Origin of the sequence: Bradyrhizobium sp. WU425, from assembly GCF_021052305.1 — a bacterium.
Lineage (GTDB): Bacteria > Pseudomonadota > Alphaproteobacteria > Rhizobiales > Xanthobacteraceae > Bradyrhizobium > Bradyrhizobium canariense_D.
Genome location: NZ_CP088089.1, coordinates 4,307,202 through 4,330,147 on the forward strand (window position 1 = coordinate 4,307,202; position 22,946 = coordinate 4,330,147).

24 protein-coding genes are annotated in these 22,946 nt (G+C 64.1%); 11 read left to right on the forward strand and 13 right to left on the reverse strand.

What is annotated here, in order from left to right:
• Positions 1–277 precede the first annotated feature (277 nt).
• The 3 genes from BcanWU425_RS20905 to BcanWU425_RS20915 all read left to right on the forward strand — a co-directional run bounded on the left by BcanWU425_RS20905 (position 278) and on the right by BcanWU425_RS20915 (position 2,134).
• Positions 278–1,225, forward strand: coding sequence for a hypothetical protein (locus BcanWU425_RS20905; protein ID WP_018457920.1), 948 nt, complete (start codon positions 278–280; stop codon positions 1,223–1,225).
• Between the two features lie 125 nt (positions 1,226–1,350).
• Positions 1,351–1,782 carry a MerR family transcriptional regulator gene (locus BcanWU425_RS20910; protein WP_204511253.1) on the forward strand — a complete coding sequence of 144 codons (432 nt, stop codon included), beginning with the start codon at positions 1,351–1,353 and terminating at the stop codon, positions 1,780–1,782.
• On the forward strand, positions 1,715–2,134 hold the full coding sequence (locus tag BcanWU425_RS20915; RefSeq protein WP_026233462.1) for a carboxymuconolactone decarboxylase family protein: 420 nt from the start codon (positions 1,715–1,717) through the stop codon (positions 2,132–2,134). Before BcanWU425_RS20910 ends, BcanWU425_RS20915 begins: the two co-directional genes overlap by 68 nt.
• Positions 2,135–2,224: 90 nt before the next feature.
• Here the strand turns inward: BcanWU425_RS20915 and rimO are convergent, their stop codons facing one another.
• Positions 2,225–3,550 carry a 30S ribosomal protein S12 methylthiotransferase RimO gene (gene rimO / locus BcanWU425_RS20920; protein WP_204511252.1) on the reverse strand — a complete coding sequence of 442 codons (1,326 nt, stop codon included), beginning with the start codon at positions 3,548–3,550 and terminating at the stop codon, positions 2,225–2,227.
• A gap of 111 nt (positions 3,551–3,661) precedes the next feature.
• On the opposite strand from rimO, the gene BcanWU425_RS20925 reads away from it, so the two are divergent.
• The 5 genes from BcanWU425_RS20925 to BcanWU425_RS20945 all read left to right on the forward strand — a co-directional run bounded on the left by BcanWU425_RS20925 (position 3,662) and on the right by BcanWU425_RS20945 (position 9,482).
• Complete coding sequence (locus tag BcanWU425_RS20925; RefSeq protein WP_007590901.1) at positions 3,662–4,252, forward strand: ANTAR domain-containing response regulator; 591 nt, start codon at positions 3,662–3,664, stop codon at positions 4,250–4,252.
• Positions 4,249–5,412: a CmpA/NrtA family ABC transporter substrate-binding protein gene (locus BcanWU425_RS20930; protein ID WP_018457916.1), complete on the forward strand. Its 1,164-nt coding sequence runs from the start codon at positions 4,249–4,251 to the stop codon at positions 5,410–5,412. The genes BcanWU425_RS20925 and BcanWU425_RS20930 overlap by 4 nt, the downstream gene beginning before the upstream one ends.
• 331 nt (positions 5,413–5,743) lie before the next feature.
• Positions 5,744–7,525: a NirA family protein gene (locus BcanWU425_RS20935; RefSeq protein WP_231188528.1), complete on the forward strand. Its 1,782-nt coding sequence runs from the start codon at positions 5,744–5,746 to the stop codon at positions 7,523–7,525.
• Entirely contained in the window at positions 7,522–9,129 is a 1,608-nt protein-coding gene (locus BcanWU425_RS20940; protein ID WP_018457914.1) for a sulfite reductase subunit alpha, read from the forward strand. Before BcanWU425_RS20935 ends, BcanWU425_RS20940 begins: the two co-directional genes overlap by 4 nt.
• 200 nt (positions 9,130–9,329) lie before the next feature.
• The gene (locus tag BcanWU425_RS20945) at positions 9,330–9,482 is read left to right on the forward strand and encodes a hypothetical protein (RefSeq protein WP_007590908.1); all 153 of its coding nucleotides are present in this window, start codon (positions 9,330–9,332) and stop codon (positions 9,480–9,482) included.
• Here BcanWU425_RS20945 and BcanWU425_RS20950 read toward each other — a convergent pair whose 3' ends face one another.
• From BcanWU425_RS20950 to pxpB, 3 genes are read right to left on the reverse strand one after another with little or no spacing between them, the layout of a single operon-like run.
• Positions 9,483–10,253: a LamB/YcsF family protein gene (locus tag BcanWU425_RS20950; RefSeq protein ID WP_018457913.1), complete on the reverse strand. Its 771-nt coding sequence runs from the start codon at positions 10,251–10,253 to the stop codon at positions 9,483–9,485.
• Between the two features lie 32 nt (positions 10,254–10,285).
• Positions 10,286–11,323, reverse strand: coding sequence for a 5-oxoprolinase subunit C family protein (locus tag BcanWU425_RS20955; RefSeq protein WP_018457912.1), 1,038 nt, complete (start codon positions 11,321–11,323; stop codon positions 10,286–10,288).
• Positions 11,320–12,051 carry a 5-oxoprolinase subunit PxpB gene (pxpB, locus tag BcanWU425_RS20960; RefSeq protein ID WP_085353084.1) on the reverse strand — a complete coding sequence of 244 codons (732 nt, stop codon included), beginning with the start codon at positions 12,049–12,051 and terminating at the stop codon, positions 11,320–11,322. The genes BcanWU425_RS20955 and pxpB overlap by 4 nt, the downstream gene beginning before the upstream one ends.
• A gap of 247 nt (positions 12,052–12,298) precedes the next feature.
• On the opposite strand from pxpB, the gene BcanWU425_RS20965 reads away from it, so the two are divergent.
• Together BcanWU425_RS20965 and BcanWU425_RS20970 are read left to right on the forward strand one after the other, a co-directional pair.
• On the forward strand, positions 12,299–12,997 hold the full coding sequence (locus BcanWU425_RS20965) for a ribonuclease activity regulator RraA (RefSeq protein ID WP_018457910.1): 699 nt from the start codon (positions 12,299–12,301) through the stop codon (positions 12,995–12,997).
• A 25-nt stretch (positions 12,998–13,022) separates the two neighbouring features.
• Positions 13,023–13,427: a (R)-mandelonitrile lyase gene (locus BcanWU425_RS20970; protein WP_018457909.1), complete on the forward strand. Its 405-nt coding sequence runs from the start codon at positions 13,023–13,025 to the stop codon at positions 13,425–13,427.
• Between the two features lie 143 nt (positions 13,428–13,570).
• On the opposite strand, the gene BcanWU425_RS20975 is transcribed toward BcanWU425_RS20970, so the two are convergent.
• The 3 genes from BcanWU425_RS20975 to BcanWU425_RS20985 form a co-directional block, all read right to left on the reverse strand.
• On the reverse strand, positions 13,571–13,921 hold the full coding sequence (locus BcanWU425_RS20975; protein ID WP_007590916.1) for a hypothetical protein: 351 nt from the start codon (positions 13,919–13,921) through the stop codon (positions 13,571–13,573).
• A 177-nt stretch (positions 13,922–14,098) separates the two neighbouring features.
• On the reverse strand, positions 14,099–14,962 hold the full coding sequence (locus BcanWU425_RS20980) for a DUF2147 domain-containing protein (RefSeq protein ID WP_204511250.1): 864 nt from the start codon (positions 14,960–14,962) through the stop codon (positions 14,099–14,101).
• A 172-nt stretch (positions 14,963–15,134) separates the two neighbouring features.
• Entirely contained in the window at positions 15,135–15,917 is a 783-nt protein-coding gene (locus tag BcanWU425_RS20985) for a transporter substrate-binding domain-containing protein (RefSeq protein WP_018457907.1), read from the reverse strand.
• Positions 15,918–16,055: 138 nt separating this feature from the next.
• On the opposite strand from BcanWU425_RS20985, the gene BcanWU425_RS20990 reads away from it, so the two are divergent.
• Entirely contained in the window at positions 16,056–16,553 is a 498-nt protein-coding gene (locus tag BcanWU425_RS20990; RefSeq protein ID WP_018457906.1) for a DUF1993 domain-containing protein, read from the forward strand.
• A 33-nt stretch (positions 16,554–16,586) separates the two neighbouring features.
• On the opposite strand, the gene BcanWU425_RS20995 is transcribed toward BcanWU425_RS20990, so the two are convergent.
• From BcanWU425_RS20995 to BcanWU425_RS21020, 6 genes are all read right to left on the reverse strand, one after another.
• Complete coding sequence (locus tag BcanWU425_RS20995; RefSeq protein ID WP_085385225.1) at positions 16,587–17,084, reverse strand: hypothetical protein; 498 nt, start codon at positions 17,082–17,084, stop codon at positions 16,587–16,589.
• Between the two features lie 186 nt (positions 17,085–17,270).
• Entirely contained in the window at positions 17,271–18,260 is a 990-nt protein-coding gene (locus BcanWU425_RS21000; RefSeq protein WP_085353081.1) for a hydroxyacid dehydrogenase, read from the reverse strand.
• Positions 18,261–18,293: 33 nt separating this feature from the next.
• Entirely contained in the window at positions 18,294–19,394 is a 1,101-nt protein-coding gene (locus BcanWU425_RS21005) for an ABC transporter ATP-binding protein (protein WP_204511249.1), read from the reverse strand.
• 6 nt (positions 19,395–19,400) lie between these two features.
• Positions 19,401–20,312 carry a carbohydrate ABC transporter permease gene (locus BcanWU425_RS21010; RefSeq protein ID WP_018457902.1) on the reverse strand — a complete coding sequence of 304 codons (912 nt, stop codon included), beginning with the start codon at positions 20,310–20,312 and terminating at the stop codon, positions 19,401–19,403.
• On the reverse strand, positions 20,312–21,250 hold the full coding sequence (locus BcanWU425_RS21015) for a carbohydrate ABC transporter permease (RefSeq protein WP_007590928.1): 939 nt from the start codon (positions 21,248–21,250) through the stop codon (positions 20,312–20,314). The genes BcanWU425_RS21010 and BcanWU425_RS21015 overlap by 1 nt, the downstream gene beginning before the upstream one ends.
• A gap of 147 nt (positions 21,251–21,397) precedes the next feature.
• Entirely contained in the window at positions 21,398–22,738 is a 1,341-nt protein-coding gene (locus tag BcanWU425_RS21020; RefSeq protein ID WP_026233460.1) for an ABC transporter substrate-binding protein, read from the reverse strand.
• Positions 22,739–22,946: the final 208 nt, after the last annotated feature.

The window sequence follows — 22,946 nt, forward strand, 5'->3', positions numbered from 1 at the left end:
CACCCTCTCATCGTCGCGGAAGCGACGGCGGAGCATTTCGGTGCGCTGATGGGTCCGAGCGTTGATCATGGGGCGCGGCAATACACGCGAATGGCCGGGCTTGTCAAGCGCCGCCTTGCAGACCACACGCCCAGCGTGCATGGGGCAGGAGAGAGATGGGCGGCTGGAAACCATTACGTCTCTAGCGCGTTTGTGATCAGCGAACGCGAATTGGCTCGAACCGAACGGATGACGGTTCGGACCAAGAGGGGCGGGACCAACCAGATAGTTTTAAGCCTTGTCCGACACGCCTTATTCGATCGACCTCGACAGCATTCGCGGCGCGTTTCCGCCGGGCATCGAGGCGCCGCCGCTGTTGCTGGACTTTGCCGGCTGGCTGAAGGGACGGCCCTGGGGCAGCGTCGGCTGCTTCTCGCTGCAGGGCCAGTTTTCCGATCAGGCGCCTATTGTTGACGGCAGTCCCTTGCGCGACCGGTTTTCGCTGTTCATGCGGCTGTCGGATGGCTCGGCTGTTGGCGGCTGGTATGGCGCGGGTCTCGACCGCGACAATCCGCCGATCGTGGGGCTTGGGTCCGAGGGCGATCACGAGCTGCTGGCGCCGAGCCTCGATGGTCTGCTGGCAAAACTGACATCACAGCAATTCGACAACGCTTGGAGCGATCTGAAGCCACATGACGAGGTCGAATGCCAGACGGTCGAACTCGCGCAGTGGCTGACAGGACGGCCGACCGGGGAGACGGCGGCGGCCGATAACCATCCCTCGGAGCTGCCCGACTTTCGCGGCTTCATGGAAAGATGGAGCCGGGAGCGCGAAGACTATTGGGCCAATCATCGCCTGATGGCCGAGCTCGGCTGGCGCCTGACCGCGCATCTCCCCAAGGGCAAGAACGCCTGGGACAAGACGCATTTCGAGGTCGCGATCGTCGGCAAGCAGTACGAGGCGCGCGTCCTGTCGCGCGGGCCGCAGCCGTTCGAGGAAGCCGCCTCGATCGAATCCCTGCTGCGCGATCTGCGTGAGGAGATGCGCCGCGCACAGCCCGAGCTCGGGCTGTGGTACGCCATGAAATTCGGTCTCTATGCCGACGGCCGCGTCATGCCGAACTTCGAATATGATGTGCGCCCGACCATCGAGGGCGAGCCCGCGAAGCTGTCGGAGGCGCAAGCCGATCTTGCCCGCGCCCCGCGCCCGGAGCGCTGGGTGCCGAAATGGCTGGCGGAATCTTGAAGCTCGGAGTGCCGCGACGCTGCCGCCCAGCCGGCGCGCCGAAATCTTTGCACCTTCGATCCCCCTTGACTTAGAGCGCGCTCGAAGGGGTATCTGTACGTGCGTCAGTACGAGAACGGGCACACATGAAGATCGGCGACCTCGCAAAACGGACCGGCCTGTCGACGCACACGCTGCGCTATTATGAGCGCATCGGGCTGCTGCCATACGCCGACCGGGATCGCTCCGGCCAGCGCGACTTTGACGCATCGATCCTCACATGGATCGCATTCCTTGGGCGGCTCAAGACCACGGGAATGCCGATCCGGGGCATGTTGCGTTACGCGGCGCTTCGGGATGAAGGCGACGCTACCGGCACAAGCCGGCGGCAGATTCTGGAAGTCCACCGGGAACAGGTACGCACGCAGATTGCCGAACTCCAGGAATGCCTGCTCGTCCTTGATACCAAGATCGCCGGCTATGCCAGCGACGAACAGAGGACGAAGGAAAATGACGCACGCCCAAACACAAGACGAAAGTCGCTTCGATCGCGGTCAGCGGGCCCTGTCACGTATTGACGGCAGTGCCGGCGAAAAGGTCGTCGCCTCACTCGCCGACATAGCTCCGGATTTCGCACGATACGTGATCGAGTTTCCGTTCGGCGACATTTACTGCCGCCCGGACCTCGGCCTGCGCGATCGAGAGATCGCCACGATCGCCGCGCTGACGGCGCTCGGAAATGCCGCGCCTCAGCTCAAAGTGCATCTCGAGGCGGGTCTGAACGTCGGCCTGTCTCGCGACGAGATCGTGGAGATCATGATGCAGATGGCCGTCTATGCGGGCTTCCCGGCGGCGCTGAACGGGCTGTTCGCAGCCAAGGAAGTGTTCGCCGCACGCGACGAACAGCAGGCGTCGGGAGAAGCGACATGACCTCGTAGTTCGGGCACGCCCAGCCTGAACGCCGGCTGGTGGAAAATGCCTAAGGCGCGCCGGTCTTGCCGGCGTGCCGCGACCGGAATCTCAGAATCCCGCGACGCTGCCGTGGAGGTCGTACTGGTCCGCGCGCTCGATCTTGGCGGTGACGATCTCGCCGACGCGCAAGGGGCGGCGGCTCGACAGGTAGACGGCGCCGTCGATCTCGGGCGCATCAGCCTTGGAGCGGCCCCTTGCGACGGTCGGGCCGACCTCGTCGATGATGATCTGCTGGCGCGTGCCGACCTTGCGCTTCAGCCTGCGCGCAGAGATTTTCTGCTGGCGCGCCATCAGTGCATTGTAGCGCTCCTGCTTGATCTCTTCCGGCACGGGGTTCTCGATCGCATTCGCCGTGGCGCCGGCGACCGGCTCGTACTTGAAGCAGCCGAGCCGATCGATCTCGGCTTCGTCCAGCCAGTCGAGGAGATAGGCAAAGTCCGCATCGGTCTCGCCGGGGAAGCCGACGATGAAGGTCGAGCGCAAAGCGAGATCAGGACATTGCTCGCGCCAGCGCTTGATGCGCGCCAGCGTCTTGTCCTGCGCCGCCGGGCGCTTCATGGCCTTCAGTACTTCGGGGCTCGCATGCTGGAACGGGATGTCGAGATAGGGCAGCACCGTGCCCTCGTTCATCAGCGCGATGACCTCGTCGACATGCGGGTAGGGGTAGACATATTGCAGCCGGACCCAGGCGCCGAGCTCGCCGAGCTCGCGCGCGAGGTCGATGAATTTGGCGCGGACCTGGCGATCCTTCCACGGGCTCTCGGCGTATTTCAGATCGACGCCATAGGCCGAAGTGTCCTGCGAGATCACCAGCAGCTCTTTCACGCCGGCGTCGACCAGGCGCTCGGCCTCGCGCAGCACGTCGTTGGCCGGTCGCGAGACCAGGTCGCCGCGCAGCTTCGGGATGATGCAGAAGGTGCAGCGGTTGTTGCAGCCCTCGGAGATTTTCAGATAGGCATAGTGCCGCGGCGTCAGCTTGATGCCTTGCGGCGGCACCAGATCGAGATGCGGATTGTGGGCGGGCGGCAGCGCGCGATGCACGGCGTCCAGCACGCTCTCATATTGCTGCGGGCCGGTGATGGAGAGCACGCCGGGATAGGCCTGCTCGATCTGCTCGGGTTCCGCCCCCATGCAACCGGTCACGATCACCTTGCCGTTCTCGGCCATGGCCTCGCCGATCGCCGAGAGCGATTCCTGCTTGGCGCTGTCGAGGAAGCCGCAGGTGTTGACGATGACGATGTCGGCCCCGTCATGCTTGCGGGCGAGCTCGTAGCCCTCGGCGCGCAGACGCGTGATGATGCGCTCGGAATCCACCAAAGCCTTGGGGCACCCGAGCGACACGAAGCTGACCTTCGGCGCAGCCGTCTGATCCATATCCAAATCTGCCTGATTGACAGGGTTGAGCTAGTCCCAATTGCCCATAATTACAACCCTTTGCATGGCTCGCGGGCATGCTATGGATGAATCACTGGTGGTGAGTGAGCAATGAGCGCCGAACAGTCGCCCAAAATCGTGATCGTCGACGAAAGCCCGATCCGGGCTGCGATCCTCGAAGAAGGGTTGCGGGAGGCCGGATTTACGCAGATCGTCCATATCCGCGAGATGCAGAGCCTGCTCGCCCGGATTTATGCGGTCGATCCCGACATCATCCTGATCGATCTGGAAAACCCCAGCCGCGACGTGCTGGAAGCGATGTTCCAGGTCAGCCGCGCCGTGAAGCGGCCGATCGCGATGTTCGTCGACCAGAGCGATTCATCCTCGATCCAGGCCTCGGTCGAGGCGGGGGTCTCCGCCTATATCGTCGACGGGCTGAGGAAGGAGCGCATCAAGCCGATCCTCGACCTGTGCGTGTCGCGCTTCAATGCCTTCGCAAAACTCCAGGAGGAACTGGAGCGTACCAAGTCGCAGCTCGAGGATCGCAAGGTCATCGAGAAGGCCAAGGGCATCCTGATGAAGGTGAAAGGCCTCACCGAGGACGAGGCCTATGTGCTGCTGCGCTCCACTGCGATGCGCGAGAAGAAGAAAATCGGCGAGATCGCCCAGTCGATCATCACCGCGTCGGAGATGCTGAAATGACCGCTCCCCTCCGCATCGGGTTCATTCCGCTGGTCGATGCCGCAGCGCTGATCGTTGCCGTCGACAAGGGATTTGCCGCGGCTGAAGGGCTCGAGGTCGAACTGGTCCGCGAGGTCTCCTGGTCCAACGTCCGCGACAAGCTCAATATCGGCTTGTTCGACGCCGCGCATCTGCTCGCTCCCGTCGCGATTGCGTCCTCGCTCGGGCTCGGCCACGTCAAGGTGCCGATCGCGGCGCCCTTCAATCTCGGCATCAACGGCAACGCGATCACGGTCTCGCCGGCGCTTCATACCGCGCTGATGGAGGAGATCGACGGCGACCGCTTCGATCCGCTCGCCACGGCAAAAGCGTTGGCGCGCGTGGTCACCAAGCGGCGCAAGGCTGGGGCCGATCCGTTGACCTTCGGCATGACCTTCCCGTTCTCGACCCACAATTATCAATTGCGGTTCTGGATGGCGGCGGCCGGCGTCGATCCCGACGAGGACGTGCGGCTGGTCGTGCTGCCGCCGCCCTATATGGTCGACAGTCTTGCCAATGGGCATGTCGATGCGTTCTGCGTCGGTGCGCCCTGGAATTCGATCGCGGTCGATCTCGGGATCGGCCACATCCTGCATTTCGTCTCCGACATCCTGGCCCATGCGGCCGAGAAGGTGCTGGCGCTCCGCCAGGTCTGGGCTGACAAGAATCCCGACGTGGTAGCCAGCCTGGTGCGCGCGGCGGTGAAAGCCGCCGAGTTCATCGAGCATCCCGAAAACCGGACCGAAGCGGCGCAGATCCTGGCGCAGCCGGAGCGGATCGGCGTCGATGCCGAAGTCATCCAGCGCACCCTCACGGGGCGCCTCAAGATTTCGCCGGACGGCACCTTTCGCGAGAGCGGCAGCTACCTCCTGGTGGGACGCGAGGAAGCAGGGCGCCCCGATCCGGTCCAGGCCGCCTGGCTCTATGCGCAGATGGTGCGCTGGGGGCAGACGACGCTGACGCCCGACGGCGTCAAGACGGCGATGGCCGTGTTCAGGCCCGATCTCTACGACGGCGCCCTCGGGCGCCGGCCGCCCGCCCAAGCCCCCGCGGCATTCGGCGCATTCGCCGGCCCCGCCTTCGATCCCGCCAATATTCGGGGGCATCTCGAGGCCTTCGAGGTGGGCCGCTGGAAGGTGTGATTCGGGTCTGCATCGTTTTTGAGCGCTGGAGATCCGAGTTTAAATTTTAGGCCGACTGCTCGAATTTCATAAGAGTTCCGGAGCCCAGAGTTCCCCGGCGCGCTCTTAATTACCTGATACCTCACACATTTTCATTTCATCGAAGCTGGCACGCAACTTGAATGTTGCAGTGCGGCCAGCCTGTCACAGATGCCTGCTGCGCCAGTCCCCAGCAACGAAGCTGTTCGGACCGCTGGGTGCGCAGCCGGCTCTCGAGCCAGCCGAGCTCCTCGCGGGTCGTGCACTTTCCGTCGAAACCACCCAGGTGGCCGCAGGAGCTTCGTTACTGACCATGAAACTCGACACCGTCTCAGTCGACTTTACCGACGACCAGAAACGCTACCTTGAAGGCTTCACGACCGGTCTGCAGATCAGCCGGGTCGGTCGCGGTCTCGGCGGCGGCGCCGGCAAGGCGAACGCCGAGCCGACCGGTCCCGATGCCGTGCACATCAAGGCGCAGGACAAGGTGATCGCCGCGGGCAAGAAGCTCGCCGACCAGGAGAAGGTCAAGCGCGACGAGCATCCCTTCGATGCCTATCCGCGTCTCCGCCAGCAGGCGCTCGACAATACGCCGCCGAGCCCGGCGGATAATTTCCGCTGGCGCTATTACGGCATCTTCTACGTCGCGCCGACGCAGGACTCCTACATGTGCCGTCTGCGCATTCCGAACGGCATCATGAAGCACTGGCAACTGTCCGGCCTTGCCGACCTCGCCGATGAAACCTGCGGGCCCTACAGCCACGTCACGACGCGTGCCAATCTCCAGCTTCGCGAGATCCCGCCGAAGAACGCCGTGAAGCTGATCGAGGGCATACAGGATCTCGGCCTGTGCTCGCGCGGCTCCGGCGCCGACAACATCCGCAACGTGACGGGAACGCCGACGGCGGGCATCGATCCGCAGGAGCTGATCGACACGCGGCCTTATGCGCGCGAGTGGCACTACCACATCCTGAACGATCGCTCGTTGTATGGCTTGCCGCGCAAGTTCAACGTCGCCTTCGACGGCGCCGGCAAGATCGCGGTGCTCGAGGAGACCAACGACATCGCCTTCACGGCGTATGAGGTGAAGGATGGGTTCGGCGTCGAACCCGGGATCTGGTTCCGCCTCGGCCTCGGCGGCATCACCGGCCACAAGGACTTTGCGAAATATTCCGGCATCGTCGTCAAGCCTGGAGACGCTACCGCCGTTGCCGACGCCATCGTGCGCGTCTTCATCGAGCACGGCGACCGCACCAACCGCAACAAGGCGCGGTTGAAATACGTGCTCGACGCCATGGGCCATGACGGCTTTCTCAAGCTGGTCGAAGAGCGGCTGAAGACGCCGTTCACGCGCGTGACGGAAGAGGCGTTTGCGCCGCGGCCGGCCGCGGACCGCATGGCGCATATCGGCGTGCACAAGCAGAAGCAGGACGGCTTGAACTGGATCGGCGTGTCGCTGACGCTCGGCAAGATCAGCTGCGATCAGATGCGGGGTCTCGCCAAGGTGGCGCTGGACCTCGGTGACGGCGAGATCCGTCTGACCGTCTGGCAGAACCTGCTGATATCAGGGGTGCGTGACGAGAATGTCGAGCTTGCCGTTGCGGCGATCAAGCAGATCGGGCTCGCGGCCGAGGCCTCGCACATCCGCGCCGGCCTGATCGCCTGCACCGGCAATGCCGGTTGCCGCTTTGCCGCCTCCAACACCAAGCGTCACGCCGCCGAGATCGGCGAATGGTGCGAGCCGCGCGTCGAGATGGACAAGCCGGTCAACATCCACGTCACCGGCTGCCACCATTCCTGTGCCCAGCACTACATCAGCGACATCGGTCTGATCGGGGCGCGCGTGCCTGTCAACGAGGAGGACACGGTGGAGGGCTATCATCTCTTCACCGGCGGCGGGTTCGGTCCTGACGCCGACGTCGGTCAGGAGGTCTATCACGACCTCAAGGCCGAGGACGCGCCGAAGACGGTCGAAGGGCTGCTCAAGGCCTATATCGCCCATCGCTCGTCTCCTGACGAAACCTTCCTGTCCTTTGCGCGCCGCCACGACGGCGAGACGCTGCGCAAGCTTGCCGATGCCGAGGTGTCCTCATGAACCAGATCAGCCCTCCACCCAAACTCGACATTATTCCCACGAGCGCCCCGTTCTCCGACGCGCAACGCTCCTGGCTGAACGGCTTCTTTGCCGGGCTGCTGTCGCCTGAGGCGGCCACGCCGCTGTCGGCGGAGCAGGGCGCCGCGGTCATGCAGGCTGGTGACGGTGACGACGGTGAAGCGCCGTGGCACGACCAGACCATGCCGATCGCCGATCGGATGAAGCTCGCCGAAGGCCGTCCCGTGCGGCGCAAGATGATGGCGGCGATGGCGCAGCAGGATTGCGGGCAGTGCGGCTACAATTGCCACGACTATTCGGAGGCGATCGCGAGCCGCAGTGAAGCGCGCCTCAACCTCTGCGTCCCCGGTGGCAAGGAAACCGCACGGATGCTGAAGTCGTTGCACGAAGAGCTGGACAAGGCGCCGGCGGCAAAGCCGGCTGACAAGCAAGACGCGGTGGCGGCCCCCGCCGTGACCGTGACGATCGCCGAGCCCGGCCGCTCGCGGGACAACCCCGTTGCGGCGACCTTCCTGTCGCGCCGTCTTCTCAACAAGGGAAAGTCCGAGAAGGAAACCTATCACGTCGAGTTCGATCTCTCCGAGAGCAAACTCGACTACGTCGTCGGTGACAGTTTTGGCGTGTTCGCGCGGAACGAGCTCGGCCTCGTCGACCAGGTCATCGCGTTGCTCGGTGCCTCCCACACCACGAAGGTCAACGGCAAGACGCTGCGCGAGGTGCTGATCGACGACGTCTCGTTGTCGCCGGCGCCCGACACGCTATTCGAACTGCTCTCCTTCATCACCGGCGGCGCGCAGCGCGAGAAGGCGCGGGCGCTGGCACAGGGCGAGGATCCCGATGGCGATGCCGCAACGCTCGACGTCATGGCGGCGCTGCAGAAGTTCTCGGGCACGCGGCCGCATCCCGAAGCCTTCGTGGAGGCGCTCGAGCCGCTGCAGCCGCGGCTCTATTCGATCTCGTCCTCGCACAATGCGACGCCTGGAAAGCTGTCGCTGACGGTCGATTCCGTGCGCTACGTGATCGGCAAACGCAAGCGCATCGGCGTTGCCTCGACCTTCCTCGGCGAGCGCATCGCTGAGGGCGAGAAGCTCAAGGTCTATGTGCAGAAGGCGCACAATTTCGGCCTGCCGCAGGATCCGAAGACGCCGATCATCATGATCGGCCCCGGCACCGGCATTGCGCCGTTCCGCGCCTTCCTGTTCGACCGCAAGGCGACCGGTGCGCCTGGCAAGAACTGGCTGTTCTTCGGCCATCAGCGCAGCGATTGCGACTTCTTCTACCAGGAGGAGCTCAACGCGATGAAGACCTCGGGCCTGCTCACGCGTATGTCGCTGGCCTGGTCGCGCGACGGCGAGAAGAAGTTCTATGTGCAGGACCGCATGCGCGAGGTCGGCCGCGAGGTGTGGACGTGGCTCGCCGAGGGGGCGCATTTCTACATCTGCGGCGATGCCAAACGCATGGCCAAGGACGTCGAGCGTGCACTGGTCGATATCGTCGCCCAATTCGGGGCGCGTTCGACCGACGAAGCCGTCAGTTTTGTCGCAGAACTCAAGAAGACGGGCCGCTTCCAGGCTGACGTCTACTAGATGTCATCCTACGGTCATCCGAGCCGGTTCCAACTGGCTCGGATTTGAGCGAATAAGATTCTCGGAAGTGGCGGGCGAGGAGAATTTGCTCCTGCGATGCGGGGTTTTCAGAGAACCCGCATCGCTATTTCCGCCGGTCTCTTGCCCGCCACCCCGGTTGATCCTTCATAATCGTCCGAATGGGGCGTTGGAGATCGACCATGCGCGAACTATCGGCGGAAGCCAGGCTGCACTTCTACGCGCGCTCGCTCTCGCGGCGGACCGGTGCGAGCGTGCATCATGCCGCAATGTACAGCGCCTTCGCCGTCATCGCCGCGATCGTGTTCGGCACGCTGTCGGTACACCCGTTCTGATCACGCTCCGCGCTTGAACGGCGCGACCTCGATCCCTGCATCCTTCAAAGCCTGCCGCAGACCGCGCGCGATGTCGACGGCGCCCGGCGTATCGCCGTGGATGCAGACCGTGTCGGTGCGCATCTTGATGACCTTGCCGGTGACCGAGACCACCGCGCCGTCCTGCACCATGCGCACCACGCGGTCGGCGATGGCCTTGGCGTCATGCAGCACTGCACCGGGCTTCTTGCGCGAGACGAGATTGCCGTCGTCCTCATAGGCGCGGTCGGCGAACACCTCGTGCACCATCGGCAGATTGGCGGCTTCGCCGGCCTTCACCAGCTTGGAATTGGCGAGCACGACGAAAATCAGGCTCGGGTCGACCGCCTTGATGCCGGCGGCGATCGCCTTCGCCGTCATGTCGTCCTCGCAGGCGACGTTGGAGAGCGCGCCATGCGCCTTCACATGCGTTACCTTGTGGCCGGCCGCGGTCGCGATCGCCTGCAGCGCGCCGATCTGGTAGGCGACGAGGTTCTCGATCTCGGAGGCCTTCAGGCCCGCGATCGGATGGCGGCCGAAGCCGTGCAGGTCGCGATAGCCAGGATGCGCGCCGACCGAGACGCCGCGCGCCTTCGCCAGCTCGACCGTTCGGCGCATGATGTCGGGGTCGCCCGCGTGGAAGCCGCAGGCGACGTTGACCGAGCTCGCCAGCTCGATCATGGCGGCATCATTGCCCATCTCCCAAGCGCCAAAACCTTCGCCGAGATCGCAATTCAGATCGATCGTCTTCATGGGTTGCTCTCCGTCTCTGGTCGTCTTGTCGTTTACGGCTCGGCCGCGACCTGCCAGGTCCCGGCGTCGACGGCACTGACAGCATAGCCCGCGACGTTGGCATCGCTGAGCGCTTCGATGTTGAGCGCCACGGTGTCGGCAGAACGCAGGCGATCGGGCAGGTTGCGGATCAGCTGCGCAAATTTCTTCGCCTCGTCCTGCGCCTCGGCCATGCTGACCGCCTTGAAGCGGAACGCCGTTCCCGCTGAGGTCTGCGCGAGACGGCCGACGTCGGCCGTGATCACGGTCGCGATCTTCGGGTAGCCGCCGGAGGTGCCGCGATCCATCATCAGCGCGATCGGCGCGCCGTTGCCGGGCACCTGGATGCTGCCGTTGACCGTGCCGTCGGAGACGATGTTGTGGCCGTGCAGATGCTTGATCGCGGGACCTTCCAGCCGGTAGCCCATGCGATCGGAGGTCGCCGAGATCTTCCACTCGCTGTCGAGGAACAGCGCCTTGTTGGCGTCGTCGAACTCGTCGTCCTGCGGACCCAGCAGGACGCGGATCGGACCGCTCGACGGCTTCGGCAGTTCGATGCGCTGTTCCGGTGCACCGCTTGCGGCATCGACGCTGAATTCGTCGTCGGCCTGCAGCGGGCGCGGGTAGGGGCTGCCGAGACCGGCACGGGCGTTGACTGCGAGACTGCCGAACACCGGCTCGCCCTTGATCCCGCCTTCGATCGCCAGATAGGTGAACGCACCGCCGCGAGCAAAACCCAGCGTCAGCGTCTCGCCGTCTTTCAGCGTCACCGATGTGTCCGTGGCGACCGGACTGCCGGCGATGTCCGCATTGCGCGGCGCGCCTGAGATCGCGACGCGCACGGCACCGTCGCGCGCGGTGAACGCGGCGCCGAACGGGCCGACCTCGACAGCGGCTGCGAACGGTTCGTTGCCGACAAGCGTGTTCGCCGCCGCGAGCGACAGGCGGTCCATCGCTCCGCTGACCGTCAGGCCATAGCGTTGCGCGCCATGGCGTCCGCCGTCCTGGACCGAGCTTGCGGGCCCGATGCTGGCGATCACGAGCCGGCTCATGCCACCACCTGCTCGGCAATGATCTCGCCGGCCTCGGCAGCGCGGTCCTGTTCCTCGAATGTCTTGTGGTCGATCGCGAAAAACGTCACGCGATCGCCGGGTTCGGTGAGGAAGGTCGGATTGCGGTGGAGCTGATAGGTCCGCACCGGCGTGCGGCCGAGCAGGTGCCAGCCGCTCGGGGCCGCCAGGCACTGGATTCCGGCCTGGATGCCGCCGATCGAGATCGTGCCGGCAGGCGTCAGCAGCCGTGGATTCTGCCGCCGCGACATCTGCAGGGATTTGTCGAGGCCGCTGAGATAGGACCAGCCCGGCGTGAAGCCGATCATGGCAACCTTGTAGTCGCCGGCGACGTGGCGCGCGACGATGTCGTCGGGTGTGGTGTTCAGCGCCTTCGCGACGTCCTCGAGGTCGATGCCGTGCTCGCCGCCATAGGCGACGGGAATTCGCCATCGGCGGGCCTTGGTGGCCGGCGGCAGCGGCTGGCTGGCGAGCGCGAGCAGCTTTTCGCCAAGTTCATCAAAGCCGATCTTGCCGGGATCGTAATGCACCAGCAGCGAGCGATAGGTCGGCACGGACTCGGTGATGCCATCGATCGGACTCGCTGCGAGCGCCTTGTCGAGCGCCAGCACGCGCTGGTTGGCGTCGTCGTCGATGGTACGGCTGAACTCGACCGTGACGGCGCTGTCGCCACTGGGCAGCAGGCGGGGCGGGGGAAGCGTCGCGGACATGGGCTGTCGAAATCGGGCTTCTGGAGATACGCGGGCTCGGCCTTGAGCTCCGCTTGTCCCTGCTTCGCGTAAATGCGCCCGCAAGTCCAATAAATTAATGCAGGGGGAGGCGATAAACCCTTGTTATCGCGACGCATAACTGCGCTGCGGCCCTGCATGATTGGTATCCTATTGGCCCTTGACGCAAGGCCCGCACCCCGCAAGATGCGCGCGTTCTTTCCCGCCCATCCGGAGCTCGTCTGTTTCCATGTCGCTGTCCCCCGAAGCCCGCAAGACCCTCGCCGGCATCACCACTGCCACCATCACCACGGTCCTGCTGAAGAAGGGCCTGCGCAACATCTGGATGCGCGGCGCGCGTCCGCTGCGTCCGGGTCTGCCGCGCCTGGTGGGACCGGCCTTCACGCTGCGCTTCGTGCCGGCGCGGGAGGATCTGGCGACGCCGGAGTCATGGTCGTCGCCGATCTCGACCCGCACCGCGATCGAGGCAATGCCGGAGGGCTGCATCGCCGTGGTCGACGCCATGGGCATCACCGACGCCGGCATCTTTGGCGACATCCTATGCGCGCGCATGATGAAGCGCGGCGTCACCGCACTCGTCACCGACGGTGTCGTGCGTGACGTCGAGGGCGTGCTCGGCACCAACCTGCCGGTCTGGTGCGACGGCTATGCCGCGCCGCCGTCAGTCGCCGGTCTGACCTTCGTCGGCTGGGGCGAGCCGATCGGCTGCGGCGGCGTTGCGGTGTTCCCGAACGACATCGTTGTTGCCGACCAGGACGGCTGCGTGCTGATCCCGCAGGCGATGCTCGAACAAGTGCTCAACGAGGGTGTCGAGCAGGAGCGGATGGAAGCCTGGATCGTCAACGAGGTGAACAATGGCGCGGTGCTCCCGGGCCTCTATCCCATGAACGCCGAGACCAAGGCGCGCTACGCAGCAAGCAAGAAGTAATCGGGAAAGAAGCGAGGTAATCCCAATGGAGATCACTGTTGCAGGCACGCGGCTGACCCGCCGCGCGCCCAAGGAAAATTTCACCGGCACCGTCTGGCAGGACCCGGTGATCATGGCGCCCGCGCCGGCACGGCTGAACTGCTCGCGTGTCTCGTTCGAGCCTGGCGCACGCACCAACTGGCATCATCATCCGCTCGGGCAGACCCTCTACGTCATCTCCGGTGTCGGCCGCGTTCAGACCAAAGGCGGGCCCGTCAGGGAGATCCGTCCCGGCGACACCGTCTGGATTCCGCCGGGTGAGGTGCACTGGCACGGCGGATCGCCGACCAACGGCATGTGCCATATCGCCATGCAAGAAGCGCTCGACGGCGTCTATTCGACGTGGCTGGAGCCGGTGAGCGACGCGGAGTATGGGGCCGCGTTGGGCTAGCTCTCGTGCCCCGGACAAGACGCATCGCCCCGCGGCGATGCATCGCCGATCCGGGGCCCAAAACTTTTGACGGCATCAGGACTGCTGAGTCCCGGCTCTGCGCAGCAACGCTTCTCGTCGCTGCTTGTCCGGGGCACGACACCTTACATCCGCTCGGCGGTCCACGTTCCCGTGCACATGCTGCCGCGCCACGTGCCGGAGCCGGAGGTGCCGCTGAGGCGGCCGAAGCCGACGGCGCGCTTGATGCCGGTGCTCAAGGTGACATTGATGCTGCCGGCATCCGCGACGCGGCCCGACGCCGTCACCATTGCGCTGCTCGAGGCGATCTGACCGTTGTTGATGCCGATGGCGACGGTCGAGCCGTTGCCGCAGGTCTCGCTCGATGACGAGATGCGGACATTCCATGCGCCGTCGAATGTGCTGGCGCTGGCCTGCGCGGCCGGCAACGCGATGACTATGATTGTGGCGAAGAGAGCCTTGCGAAATCCGTTCATGACACGCCCCTAGGGTTGATCATGCGGGGATCGTGTCACGGACGCGGAACCGGCGATGTGAGGGCTGTCACGCGCGCGACGGGCTCTGTGATGTCGCGCACATCCCGGAAAGCGAGGGGTAAAAGCAAAAGGGCCCGCATTGCGGGCCCTTTGTCTCGGTCAGAGTGTCGCGGGAAGTCAGTTCACCCGCGTCCAGGTCTGGCCGCCGCAGAACATGCCGCCGAAGGCGCAGCCCTGCACGCGCAGGCGATCGGTGCCCTTCAGCGCGATGGTTGAATCGTAGGTCGAGCCGGAGTTCGGATCGAGGATCCGGCCGGACCATTTTGGGTCCTTGTTCTGGTCCTTGCCGGGCTTCATGTTGATCAGAACCTGCTCGCCATTCTGGTTCGATTTCGAATCGACCGAGTAGCCGCAGAGATTGCTGCCGCATTGCTCGATGCGGACCTTGCCTTCCTTCTCCTCGGTGAGCCAGACGCCGAGCGGTGAATTGAGGTCGCGCGTGGCCGCGGTTGCGGGAGCCGGCGGCGCGACGGCGGCCGACTGAACGGGAGCAGGCGCCGGGACAGGAGGCGGAGATGGCGCCGGCGGCGCGACTGCCACCGTCGGGGCAGCACTTGGGGTCGGCTGAGGCGGCGGCACAAGCGCCTCTTCGGCCGGAGCCTTGTTAGCCGTGGTGGCCGGAGGCGCTGGCGGGGCAGGAGGCGCCACGGCCACGGGGGCTTGGACGGGAGCTTGGACAGGGGCCTGCTCGGCCGCCGGCGGCGCCGTGACAGGTGTTGGGGCCGGCGCCGGATCGGCAGGCGGCTGCGGATCAGCCTTGGCCTGTTGCGGTGCCTGCGGGTCCGCTTTGGGAGCCCCCTTGGCATCGTTCTTGGCTTTCTTCGCCTTGCCCTGGCCGGTGTTGTCGTAGACGCCGGGGATTTGCACCGTGCCGCGGTCGGGATCAATGCGGATGGTGCGCCCGCCATAGTCGAAGGTGTACTGCGCCTGCGCAGCGGTGCTCGCCAAAAGGAATGCGGCCGTGGCCAACAGCTTCCTCATTTCGCATCTCCTGAAACAGGTGGTCCCCGCACCGACGCTTACGCCCCGGTTCGATCGCAAAAAGTGATCTAGATCACTGTCACCGTATGAGTCGTGGCTTCTGCGTTTCGGGTTCAATAACACCGGAGCCGGTCCAAAGTTTGGCCGGCACAAGCGACAGGAGGACGCGGCCCTAATCGAACCAGGCGGCGTAGATCTTCTTGTAGCTGCCGTCCTGCATCGAAATATGCAGCCATTGATCGACGAAGGCCTTCAGCGCCATGTCGCGCTGGAGCCAATAGGCCTTCTCGGAAAAATCGAACGGCTTGTCGGGATGCACCGCGCAGAGCACGCCTTGATGCTGCTTCTGCTGGTAGCGCGTCTCCGAGGCGTCGGTCATCATCAGGTCGGCATTGCCCTTGGCGATCTCGTCGAAGATCACGGTATTGTCCGGGAAGACGGTGATGTCGGCGTCCTTGATGTTGGCACGCGCGAAGCGCTCGTTGGTGCCGCCGGGATTGACGATCACGCGGGTGCCCTTCTTGTCGATGTCGGTGATGCTCTGGTATTTGCCGACATCGGCACAGCGCGCGATCGGCGTCTTGCCCTCGCGCATGATCGGCGTGGAGAAGAAGCCCTTCTTCTGCCGGTCGAGCGTGACCGAGACGCCGCCCATGGCGATGTCGAACTGATCGGCCTCGAAATCCTTCATCAGCTTCGGCCAGGCCGTCGGCACGAATTCGACCTTGACGCCGAGCGCCTTGCCGAGTGCCTCCGCCATGTCGACATCGAAGCCACTGAATTGCTGCGTCGTCTTGTCGAGATAGGTGAAGGGCTTGTAGTCGCCGGTCATGCCGACGCGCAAAGTGCCGCGCTTGACTATCTCGTCGAGGCGGGACGGCGCCGTCTGCTGTGCGTGGGCCGAAAGGTTTGCCAGCAGGACCACGGCCAAAGTCGCCAGAATTCGAATGGTCATTCGAACGATCATCTCTTTTCCACCCATGTCCAAGCTGTCATTGTGCAGCTCTCGAGGCCTGTCTTGAGGCCTGGATTTAGACCAGATGCCCGTCTCTGGCGAGGCGGAATTGAAGGGAATTTTGAAGTGACGATCTCAATGTATGACGCCTCGGTCGGACTCTTCGTGCCGTATCTGCGCAACCTCTCCGCACTGCTCGACAAGGGCGTTGCCTATGCCGAGGCCCGGAAGTTCAACCCGGCCGTCCTGCTCGGCATGCGCATGGCGCCCGACATGTACGATCTGGCGCAACAGATCGGCGAGGCCTGTCGCCACGCCACGGTCGCCGCGGCCTTGCTCGCCGACCGCGAGCCGGTGGCGCTGCCGGTGCTGGAGCACGACATGGCCGGGCTCCAGGCCCGCATCGCGACGTCAATCGAGTTCATCGAAAGCCTGCCGCGCGCAGAGATCAATGCTGCGGCGGAGCGGAATGTCTTCTTCAGGCTGAAGAACGGGACCGAGTTGCCCTTCACCGGGCGGACGCTGCTGCTGACCTTCAGCGTTCCGCAGTTCTTCTTTCACGTCACGACCGCCTACGACCTGTTGCGGCACGCAGGCGTCGAGCTCGTGAAGAAGGATTATCTCGGACGACGATAAGCCGAACCGGCATCCACTTCGCGCGAGAGCGCGCTAGGCTTCGCCCTTGCGCTCGTAATCGGCGAGCGAGCTGCGGCCGGCGATCTCGCTGCGCAGCTCTTCGAAGCGCCGATGCGCCTCGTCCTCATGCGCGTCGACGAAATGCACCGCGGCTTCGCCGGTCATCGGGCCGCTGACCACGGGCACGGACTGCTCGCCGATGGTCTCGTGGACGTAGAACTGGCCGTCATCGCCGCGATGGACCGTCCATTTCAGACGGATCGCCACCATCGGCCCGGGGCCGACCTTGCTGTAGCCGTCGGCGTCGGCGTGCTCCGGCACCAGCGGCTGCTCCTCGACCACCGGATGCTCGTCGACCATCGGGTGCTCGTCCGCGACCCCATGCTCACCAGCAACCACCATTTCAGTCACGGTGACAGTCTCGGTCTCGCGCACAGTCTCGGTCTCGCGCACGACGAGGACGGGTTCAGGATGCTCCAGGATGCTGGCGATGGTCGCCAACGCGTGGTCGGTCGGGTCGATCTCTGACAAGGGTCCATCCTCCAGCTCGACGCGGCCGGCAAGTCTGTCCCACTGCCGCCGCGGCCGGACCTATTACGCGGTTTGATTAAGGCTGAGTGAGGGCTCGATCTGCACCAAAATGGGACTCATTCTGGCGTTCCGAAGGCGGCGGGTTGATCGCCCCGCCCAAGAGAACCGCCTAGCCCGGAGATGCGCTCAGCCCAGGACATCCTGATTGATGATGTTCTGCCGGATAGGATCGCCGTCCAGCACACTCAGGATGTTGCGCGCGGTCTGCTCGCTCATCCGGCTCACCGCCTCGACCGTCACGCCGGCGACGTGCGGCGCCATGATGACGTTGGGCAGCGCGAACAGCGCGTTGCTGACCGGTGGCGGCTCCGCCTCGAACACGTCGATGCCGGCACCGGCGAGCTTGCCCGAGACCAGCGCGTCGTACAGCGCCGCCTCCTTCACGATGCCGCCGCGTGCGGTGTTGATGAGGTAGGATTTCGGCTTCATCCGGCCGATCCGCGCCGCGTCGAACAGACCGACGGTCTCCGGCGTCTTCGGGCAGTGGATGGTGACGAAATCGGCGTGAGGCAGCGCGGCATCGAGGTCGGCGACCGGCTCGCAGCCTGCTGCCTTGATCTCTGCGGCTGCCTTGTAGGGATCATAGACCTGCACATTCATGTCCATCGCCAGGCAGCGCTTGGCGGTGCGGGTGCCGATGCGGCCGAAGCCGATGATGAGGACGGTCTTACCGTAGAGATCGAACGGCAGCATGCCGAGACGGTCCGCCCATTTGCCGTCTTTCACGCAGGCGTGCATCTCCTGCGCGCGTTTTGCCAGTGTCAGCATCATGAACAGCGCCTGTTCGGCGACCGAGGGCGAGTTCGCGCTGCCGGCGACCATCAGCGGCACCTTGCGGCGGGAGAGGGCGGGGACGTCGACGGCGTCGTAACCGACGCCGATCCGGGTCACCACCTTCATGTCCTTCGAGGCTTCGAGCTCGGTCTCGCCGAAAGCGGTGGCGCCGAGCGCCACGCCATGGACCGGCGCGTGGCTCTTCAGCAAGGCCTCGAAATCCCTGGCGGAGATCAGGTTCGGAAACTCGATGAGCTCGATATCATCTCGCTGGGTGAGGAGGGCGCGCGCCCCTTGCGACAAAGTTTGCGTGACAAAGATTTTCTTCTTGTTGGTCGACATCGTCCCTACCTGCGCGAGTTTCTTGGCCGGCCGTCACAAGACGGCGCCGGTCGCCTCGTTTAGCAGGTGCATATTGTTGAGGTCCATCGCCAAACGCATGGGTGCTCCGTCCTTGGCGCCCGCATTGGGATCGACACGGCCGCAGACGGGCGTGCCTTCCAGTCCGAAATAGACCAGCGTCTCCATTCCCATCGGCTCGGTGACATCAAGCACGGTGTCGAAGGTCTCGACACCCGGCTCGAGATGCGCATGCGATTCCGTGAGATGTTCGGGACGGATGCCGAGCAACAGGTTTTCAGATCGGGGCAGCGCGCTGTAACGGGCGGCGCGGGCCGGCGGCACCGGGAATGAGATGCGATCCGTCAGGCGGACGTTGAGCTTGCCGCCGACGTCCTCGAGACGGCACGGAATGAAGTTCATCGCCGGCGAGCCAATGAAGCCCGCGACGAAGCGCGTCGCCGGCTTGTGGTAGAGCTCGTTCGGGGTGCCGATCTGCTCGATCCGACCCTTGTTCATCACCACGACGCGATCAGCCAGCGTCATCGCCTCGACCTGGTCGTGGGTGACGTAGACCGTCGTGGTGCGCACTTTCTGGTGCACCTTCTTGATCTCGATCCGCATCTGCACGCGCAGCTTGGCGTCGAGATTGGACAGCGGTTCGTCGAACAGGAAGACCTTTGGGTTGCGCACGATGGCCCGCCCCATGGCGACGCGCTGGCGCTGGCCGCCGGAGAGCTGCTTCGGCTTGCGGTCGATCAGGTCGGTGATGTCGAGGAGGCGGGCGGCTTCCGTCACCCGCGCCTTGATCTCGGCCTTGGGATAGTGCTTGAGCCGCAGCCCGAACGACATGTTCTCCGCGACCGTCATGTGCGGGTAGAGCGCGTAGTTCTGAAACACCATCGCGATGTCGCGGTCCTTCGGCGGCACGTCGTTGACGACGTCCCCGCCGATCATGATGTCGCCGTCGGTGATGTCCTCGAGTCCCGCGATCATCCGCAAGGTCGTCGACTTGCCGCAGCCGGAGGGGCCGACGAGCACGATGAACTCATGGTCAGAGATGTCGAGATCGATGCCGCGCACCGCCTCGACGTCGTCGTAACGCTTGACCACCTTCCGCAACGCAACCTCAGCCATAAGACATCAACCCTTTGTGGCGCCGGCGGTCAGGCCGGCAATGTAATAGTCCATCAGGAAGGCGTAGATGACCAGCGGCGGGGCAGCGCCAAGCAGCGCGCCGGTCATGATCTGCCCCCAGTTGAAGACGTCGCCCTTGATCAGCGTGGTGGTGATGCCGACCGGCAGCACGAGCTGGTCGATGGATGTCGTGAACACCAGCGGATAGAGGAACTGCGCCCAGGACACGGTGAAGGCGAAGATGGTCGCTGCGATCAGGCCAGGGAGGGCAACCGGAATGAAAATCCGCGTCAGGGTCTGGAGCCAGGAGGCGCCGTCGATGAGAGCCGCCTCGTCCAGCTCCTTCGGGATCGAGGCGAAATAACCGATCATGATCCAGGTGCAGAACGGCACGGTCAGCGTCGGATAGATGAACACCAGCACGTACCAGCGGTTGAGAAGGGTGATGCCGGTGACGTCCTGGACCACCGCGAGCATCTTGAACAAGGGAATGAACAGGAGGCTGTCCGGGATCAGATAGGTGAGAAAGACCCCGGTCGCGAGCGTCGCCGAGCCCCAGAACTTCATCCGCGCCAATGCAAACGCCGCCGGAATGCTGATCAGCATCGTCACGATCACGACCACGATCGAGATCATCGACGAATTCCAGAAGAATCGCAGGAACTGGTTCGAGGTCAATAGCTCCACATAGTTCGACAGCGTCGGATGAAATACCCACCACGGATTGGTGGCGGCCGAGATCTCCGCGCTGCTCTTGAGCGAGGTGATCAGCATGTAGATCGGCGGGATCAGGAAGAAGATCGCAAACAGCACCAGGAAAAAGTAGGACCAGCGCAGCGCCCAGGTGCGGTCGCGGCTCATGCTTCGAAGCTTGACCTTGCGTGTCGGTCCGGCCTTGTCGATTGCGAGCGTGCTCATCAGGCTTCGTTCCCACGTTTGTTGACATCGCGCAGGATGAAGACCGCTGCGACGGCGAGGATCGGCACCATGAACAGCGAGACGCAGGCGCCGAGCGGAATGTCGCTGCTCTGGATGCCGACCTGGAACGCCCAGGTGGCGAACAAATGCGTCCGGTCCAGCGGACCGCCGGAGGTGAGGATGCGCACGATGTCGAAATTGGCGAAAGTGACGATCAGCGAGAACAGCGTGGTGATGGCGATGATGTTGCGCATCATCGGCAGGGTGATGTGCCAGATCTTCTGCCACCAATTGGCGCCGTCGATCGCTGCGGCTTCGTAGAGCTGGTCGGGTACGGATTTCAAGGCGGCCAGGTACATGATCAGGAAGAACGGCGCGCCGTACCAGACGTTGACGAGGATGACGGAGAAACGCGCCCAGAAGGTGTCACCGAGCCACGGGATCGGACCGATGCCGAAGAACGACAGCGTATAGTTGAAGGCGCTGTAGGAGGGATCGAACAGCCACAGCCATGCCAGCGTGCTCATCGCCGGTGGGATCACCCAAGGCACCAGCAGCATGCCGCGCCATTTACGTTGCTTCTTGCCGGGAATGTTGTGGACGAAATGCGCGACGATGAAGCCGATCAGCGCCTTGAAGACCACGGCGGTAATCGCAAAAATGCAGGACTGTCTCACCACCATCCAGAACGTTTCGCGCTTGAACAGGAAGGTGAAGTTGCTGAGACCGACGAACTTCGTCATCGCCTTGTTCAGCGTCGCCAGGTAGACCGAATAGAAGGCGGGATAGAGCACGAGCAGGGCGATCAGGAGGATCAGCGGCAGCGTCAGGAAGAACGCGACGGTCGATTTCCGTCCCATTGCATTGCGCAGGCTCGCCCGTTTGCGCGGGCTCGCAGCTCGAGCGGGACGGCCTTGCTCAACGACGACATCGGCCATGACGTTAGCCTCTTTTGCAGGACACGTAGCAGGACATGTAGGACGGCGAAGCCGGCGCAGCCGTCGGCTTCATTCGGCAAGCGGATCGAGCGAGTGTGCCTCGGCGGCTCACGCGCGAAGCGTGAACCGCCATGGCACATACCCGGCTCAGGTTCGCATGAAGCCTTCGCACTCGCCTTCGGCCCAGGCGAGCGCGGTTTCCAACTTCTCTCCTTGCGCAAAGCGCAGCGCCATCTTGGTCAGCGTCGCCTGGAAGTAGATCTGCTGGGCGATCTTCGGCGGCGCCGGAGACGCGGCGATCGACATCGTCTGCTGCTTGTAGGGATCCGGATAGTGGAAGAGCGTGCCCTTCGGCGGCCCTTCCTCGGCCCAGGTCTTGAACTTCGTCATGTTCGCGTAGGCCGGGAGATCGTACCCGCCGCTTGCCGCGACGAACTTCTCGATCGCCGCCGGCGAGGACAGGTGAACAAGCAAGCTCTTGGCCGCTTCCTTGTTTTTGCCAAAGGCCCAGACGCCCCAGAAGTACGGCAGGAAGGGCGCAAAACGTCCCTTCGGACCGGACGGGAAGCCGTGCGTCCAGCACTGTTCGGCGACTTGCGGTGCGTCGCGCTTGGCGACCGCCCAGGCACTCGGCGGATTCAGGATCATCGCCCCGCGGCCCGAGATCAGCCATTTGTTGTTGGAGGCATCGTCCCAGGACGGCGCGTCGGTGGGCAGGACGGCGATCAGCTTCTTGTAGAATTCGAGCGCCTGCCGCACTGCATCGGTCTTGACGGTGATATCGCCCTTGGCGTTGACGAGCTCGGCGCCGAACGACTGGAAGATCGCGCCGGCGGTGTCGACGCTGTCGGTGGTCTCGCCGAGACCGATGCCGAAGGGGAAGCCGGCCTTGTGGCAGGCCTCGGCCGCCTTCAGGAACGTCTCCATGGTCCAGTTGTCTGCTTTCGGCGGAGCGCCGACTGGATACATCTCCTGCACGTCGATGCCGGCGTGTTTCTTCATGAGATCTATGCGGGAGCAGGGGCCCTTGATCTGGCTTCCCGGCGTCGCGGGCACTGCGAGCCATTTGCCGCCCGACCGCCCGAGATATTTGACGGTGTCGTTCACCTCGCCGTTCTGCTTGATGAGCGGCTCCATGACGTCGTTGAGCGGTTCGAGATTCTCGGAATAGGCGTGCGGCCACCAGCTCGGCATCTGGAGAATGTCGTGACCGGACTTGGCCTGGGCTTCGGCCGCTGCCGTCAGCTCGATCTTCTTGTTGTTGCTGGTGATGTAGTCGATCGAGACTTCGACCTTCTCCTTCTCGCCCCATTCCTTGACGAGCGCGGTGGAGGCATCGTTGGCGCCGGGCACCCAGTGGTCCCAGAAGCCGATCGAGAGCTTGCCGGCGGCGTAAGCGCCTCGGACATAGGGCGCCGTGATCAGCGCCGCGGAGGACATTGCAGTGGCAGCCACAAATTGACGTCGCGTCAGTGTCTTGCGTGACATCTCGTTTCCTCGCTTGGGTGTTTTATTGTTCTGGCGTTCCTCTGAACTCTTCCGAGTTCTGCTTTTGATTTTCTTTTCGAAAGTTTCTTGTTCGACGTTTCTTGTTGATGCCGTCGGCTTCGAAGGCAAATTGGTAGCGCGATCAGATCATGATTGATTGCGTCTGTCGAGAAAACCGAACGGCTTGCGCCTAGAACTAACGTTGTGT

Excerpts from the sequence above, each read along its gene's own strand:
- BcanWU425_RS20910 (WP_204511253.1), top strand. The coding sequence starts at position 1,351 with ATGAAGATCGGCGACCTCGCAAAACGGACCGGCCTGTCGACGCACACG.
- BcanWU425_RS20915 (WP_026233462.1), top strand. The coding sequence starts at position 1,715 with ATGACGCACGCCCAAACACAAGACGAAAGTCGCTTCGATCGCGGTCAG.
- rimO (WP_204511252.1), bottom strand. The coding sequence starts at position 3,550 with ATGGATCAGACGGCTGCGCCGAAGGTCAGCTTCGTGTCGCTCGGGTGC.
- BcanWU425_RS20925 (WP_007590901.1), top strand. The coding sequence starts at position 3,662 with ATGAGCGCCGAACAGTCGCCCAAAATCGTGATCGTCGACGAAAGCCCG.
- BcanWU425_RS20930 (WP_018457916.1), top strand. The coding sequence starts at position 4,249 with ATGACCGCTCCCCTCCGCATCGGGTTCATTCCGCTGGTCGATGCCGCA.
- BcanWU425_RS20935 (WP_231188528.1), top strand. The coding sequence starts at position 5,744 with ATGAAACTCGACACCGTCTCAGTCGACTTTACCGACGACCAGAAACGC.
- BcanWU425_RS20940 (WP_018457914.1), top strand. The coding sequence starts at position 7,522 with ATGAACCAGATCAGCCCTCCACCCAAACTCGACATTATTCCCACGAGC.
- BcanWU425_RS20945 (WP_007590908.1), top strand. The coding sequence starts at position 9,330 with ATGCGCGAACTATCGGCGGAAGCCAGGCTGCACTTCTACGCGCGCTCG.
- BcanWU425_RS20950 (WP_018457913.1), bottom strand. The coding sequence starts at position 10,253 with ATGAAGACGATCGATCTGAATTGCGATCTCGGCGAAGGTTTTGGCGCT.
- BcanWU425_RS20955 (WP_018457912.1), bottom strand. The coding sequence starts at position 11,323 with ATGAGCCGGCTCGTGATCGCCAGCATCGGGCCCGCAAGCTCGGTCCAG.
- pxpB (WP_085353084.1), bottom strand. The coding sequence starts at position 12,051 with ATGTCCGCGACGCTTCCCCCGCCCCGCCTGCTGCCCAGTGGCGACAGC.
- BcanWU425_RS20965 (WP_018457910.1), top strand. The coding sequence starts at position 12,299 with ATGTCGCTGTCCCCCGAAGCCCGCAAGACCCTCGCCGGCATCACCACT.
- BcanWU425_RS20970 (WP_018457909.1), top strand. The coding sequence starts at position 13,023 with ATGGAGATCACTGTTGCAGGCACGCGGCTGACCCGCCGCGCGCCCAAG.
- BcanWU425_RS20975 (WP_007590916.1), bottom strand. The coding sequence starts at position 13,921 with ATGAACGGATTTCGCAAGGCTCTCTTCGCCACAATCATAGTCATCGCG.
- BcanWU425_RS20980 (WP_204511250.1), bottom strand. The coding sequence starts at position 14,962 with ATGAGGAAGCTGTTGGCCACGGCCGCATTCCTTTTGGCGAGCACCGCT.
- BcanWU425_RS20985 (WP_018457907.1), bottom strand. The coding sequence starts at position 15,917 with ATGACCATTCGAATTCTGGCGACTTTGGCCGTGGTCCTGCTGGCAAAC.
- BcanWU425_RS20990 (WP_018457906.1), top strand. The coding sequence starts at position 16,056 with ATGTATGACGCCTCGGTCGGACTCTTCGTGCCGTATCTGCGCAACCTC.
- BcanWU425_RS21000 (WP_085353081.1), bottom strand. The coding sequence starts at position 18,260 with ATGTCGACCAACAAGAAGAAAATCTTTGTCACGCAAACTTTGTCGCAA.
- BcanWU425_RS21005 (WP_204511249.1), bottom strand. The coding sequence starts at position 19,394 with ATGGCTGAGGTTGCGTTGCGGAAGGTGGTCAAGCGTTACGACGACGTC.
- BcanWU425_RS21010 (WP_018457902.1), bottom strand. The coding sequence starts at position 20,312 with ATGAGCACGCTCGCAATCGACAAGGCCGGACCGACACGCAAGGTCAAG.
- BcanWU425_RS21015 (WP_007590928.1), bottom strand. The coding sequence starts at position 21,250 with ATGGCCGATGTCGTCGTTGAGCAAGGCCGTCCCGCTCGAGCTGCGAGC.
- BcanWU425_RS21020 (WP_026233460.1), bottom strand. The coding sequence starts at position 22,738 with ATGTCACGCAAGACACTGACGCGACGTCAATTTGTGGCTGCCACTGCA.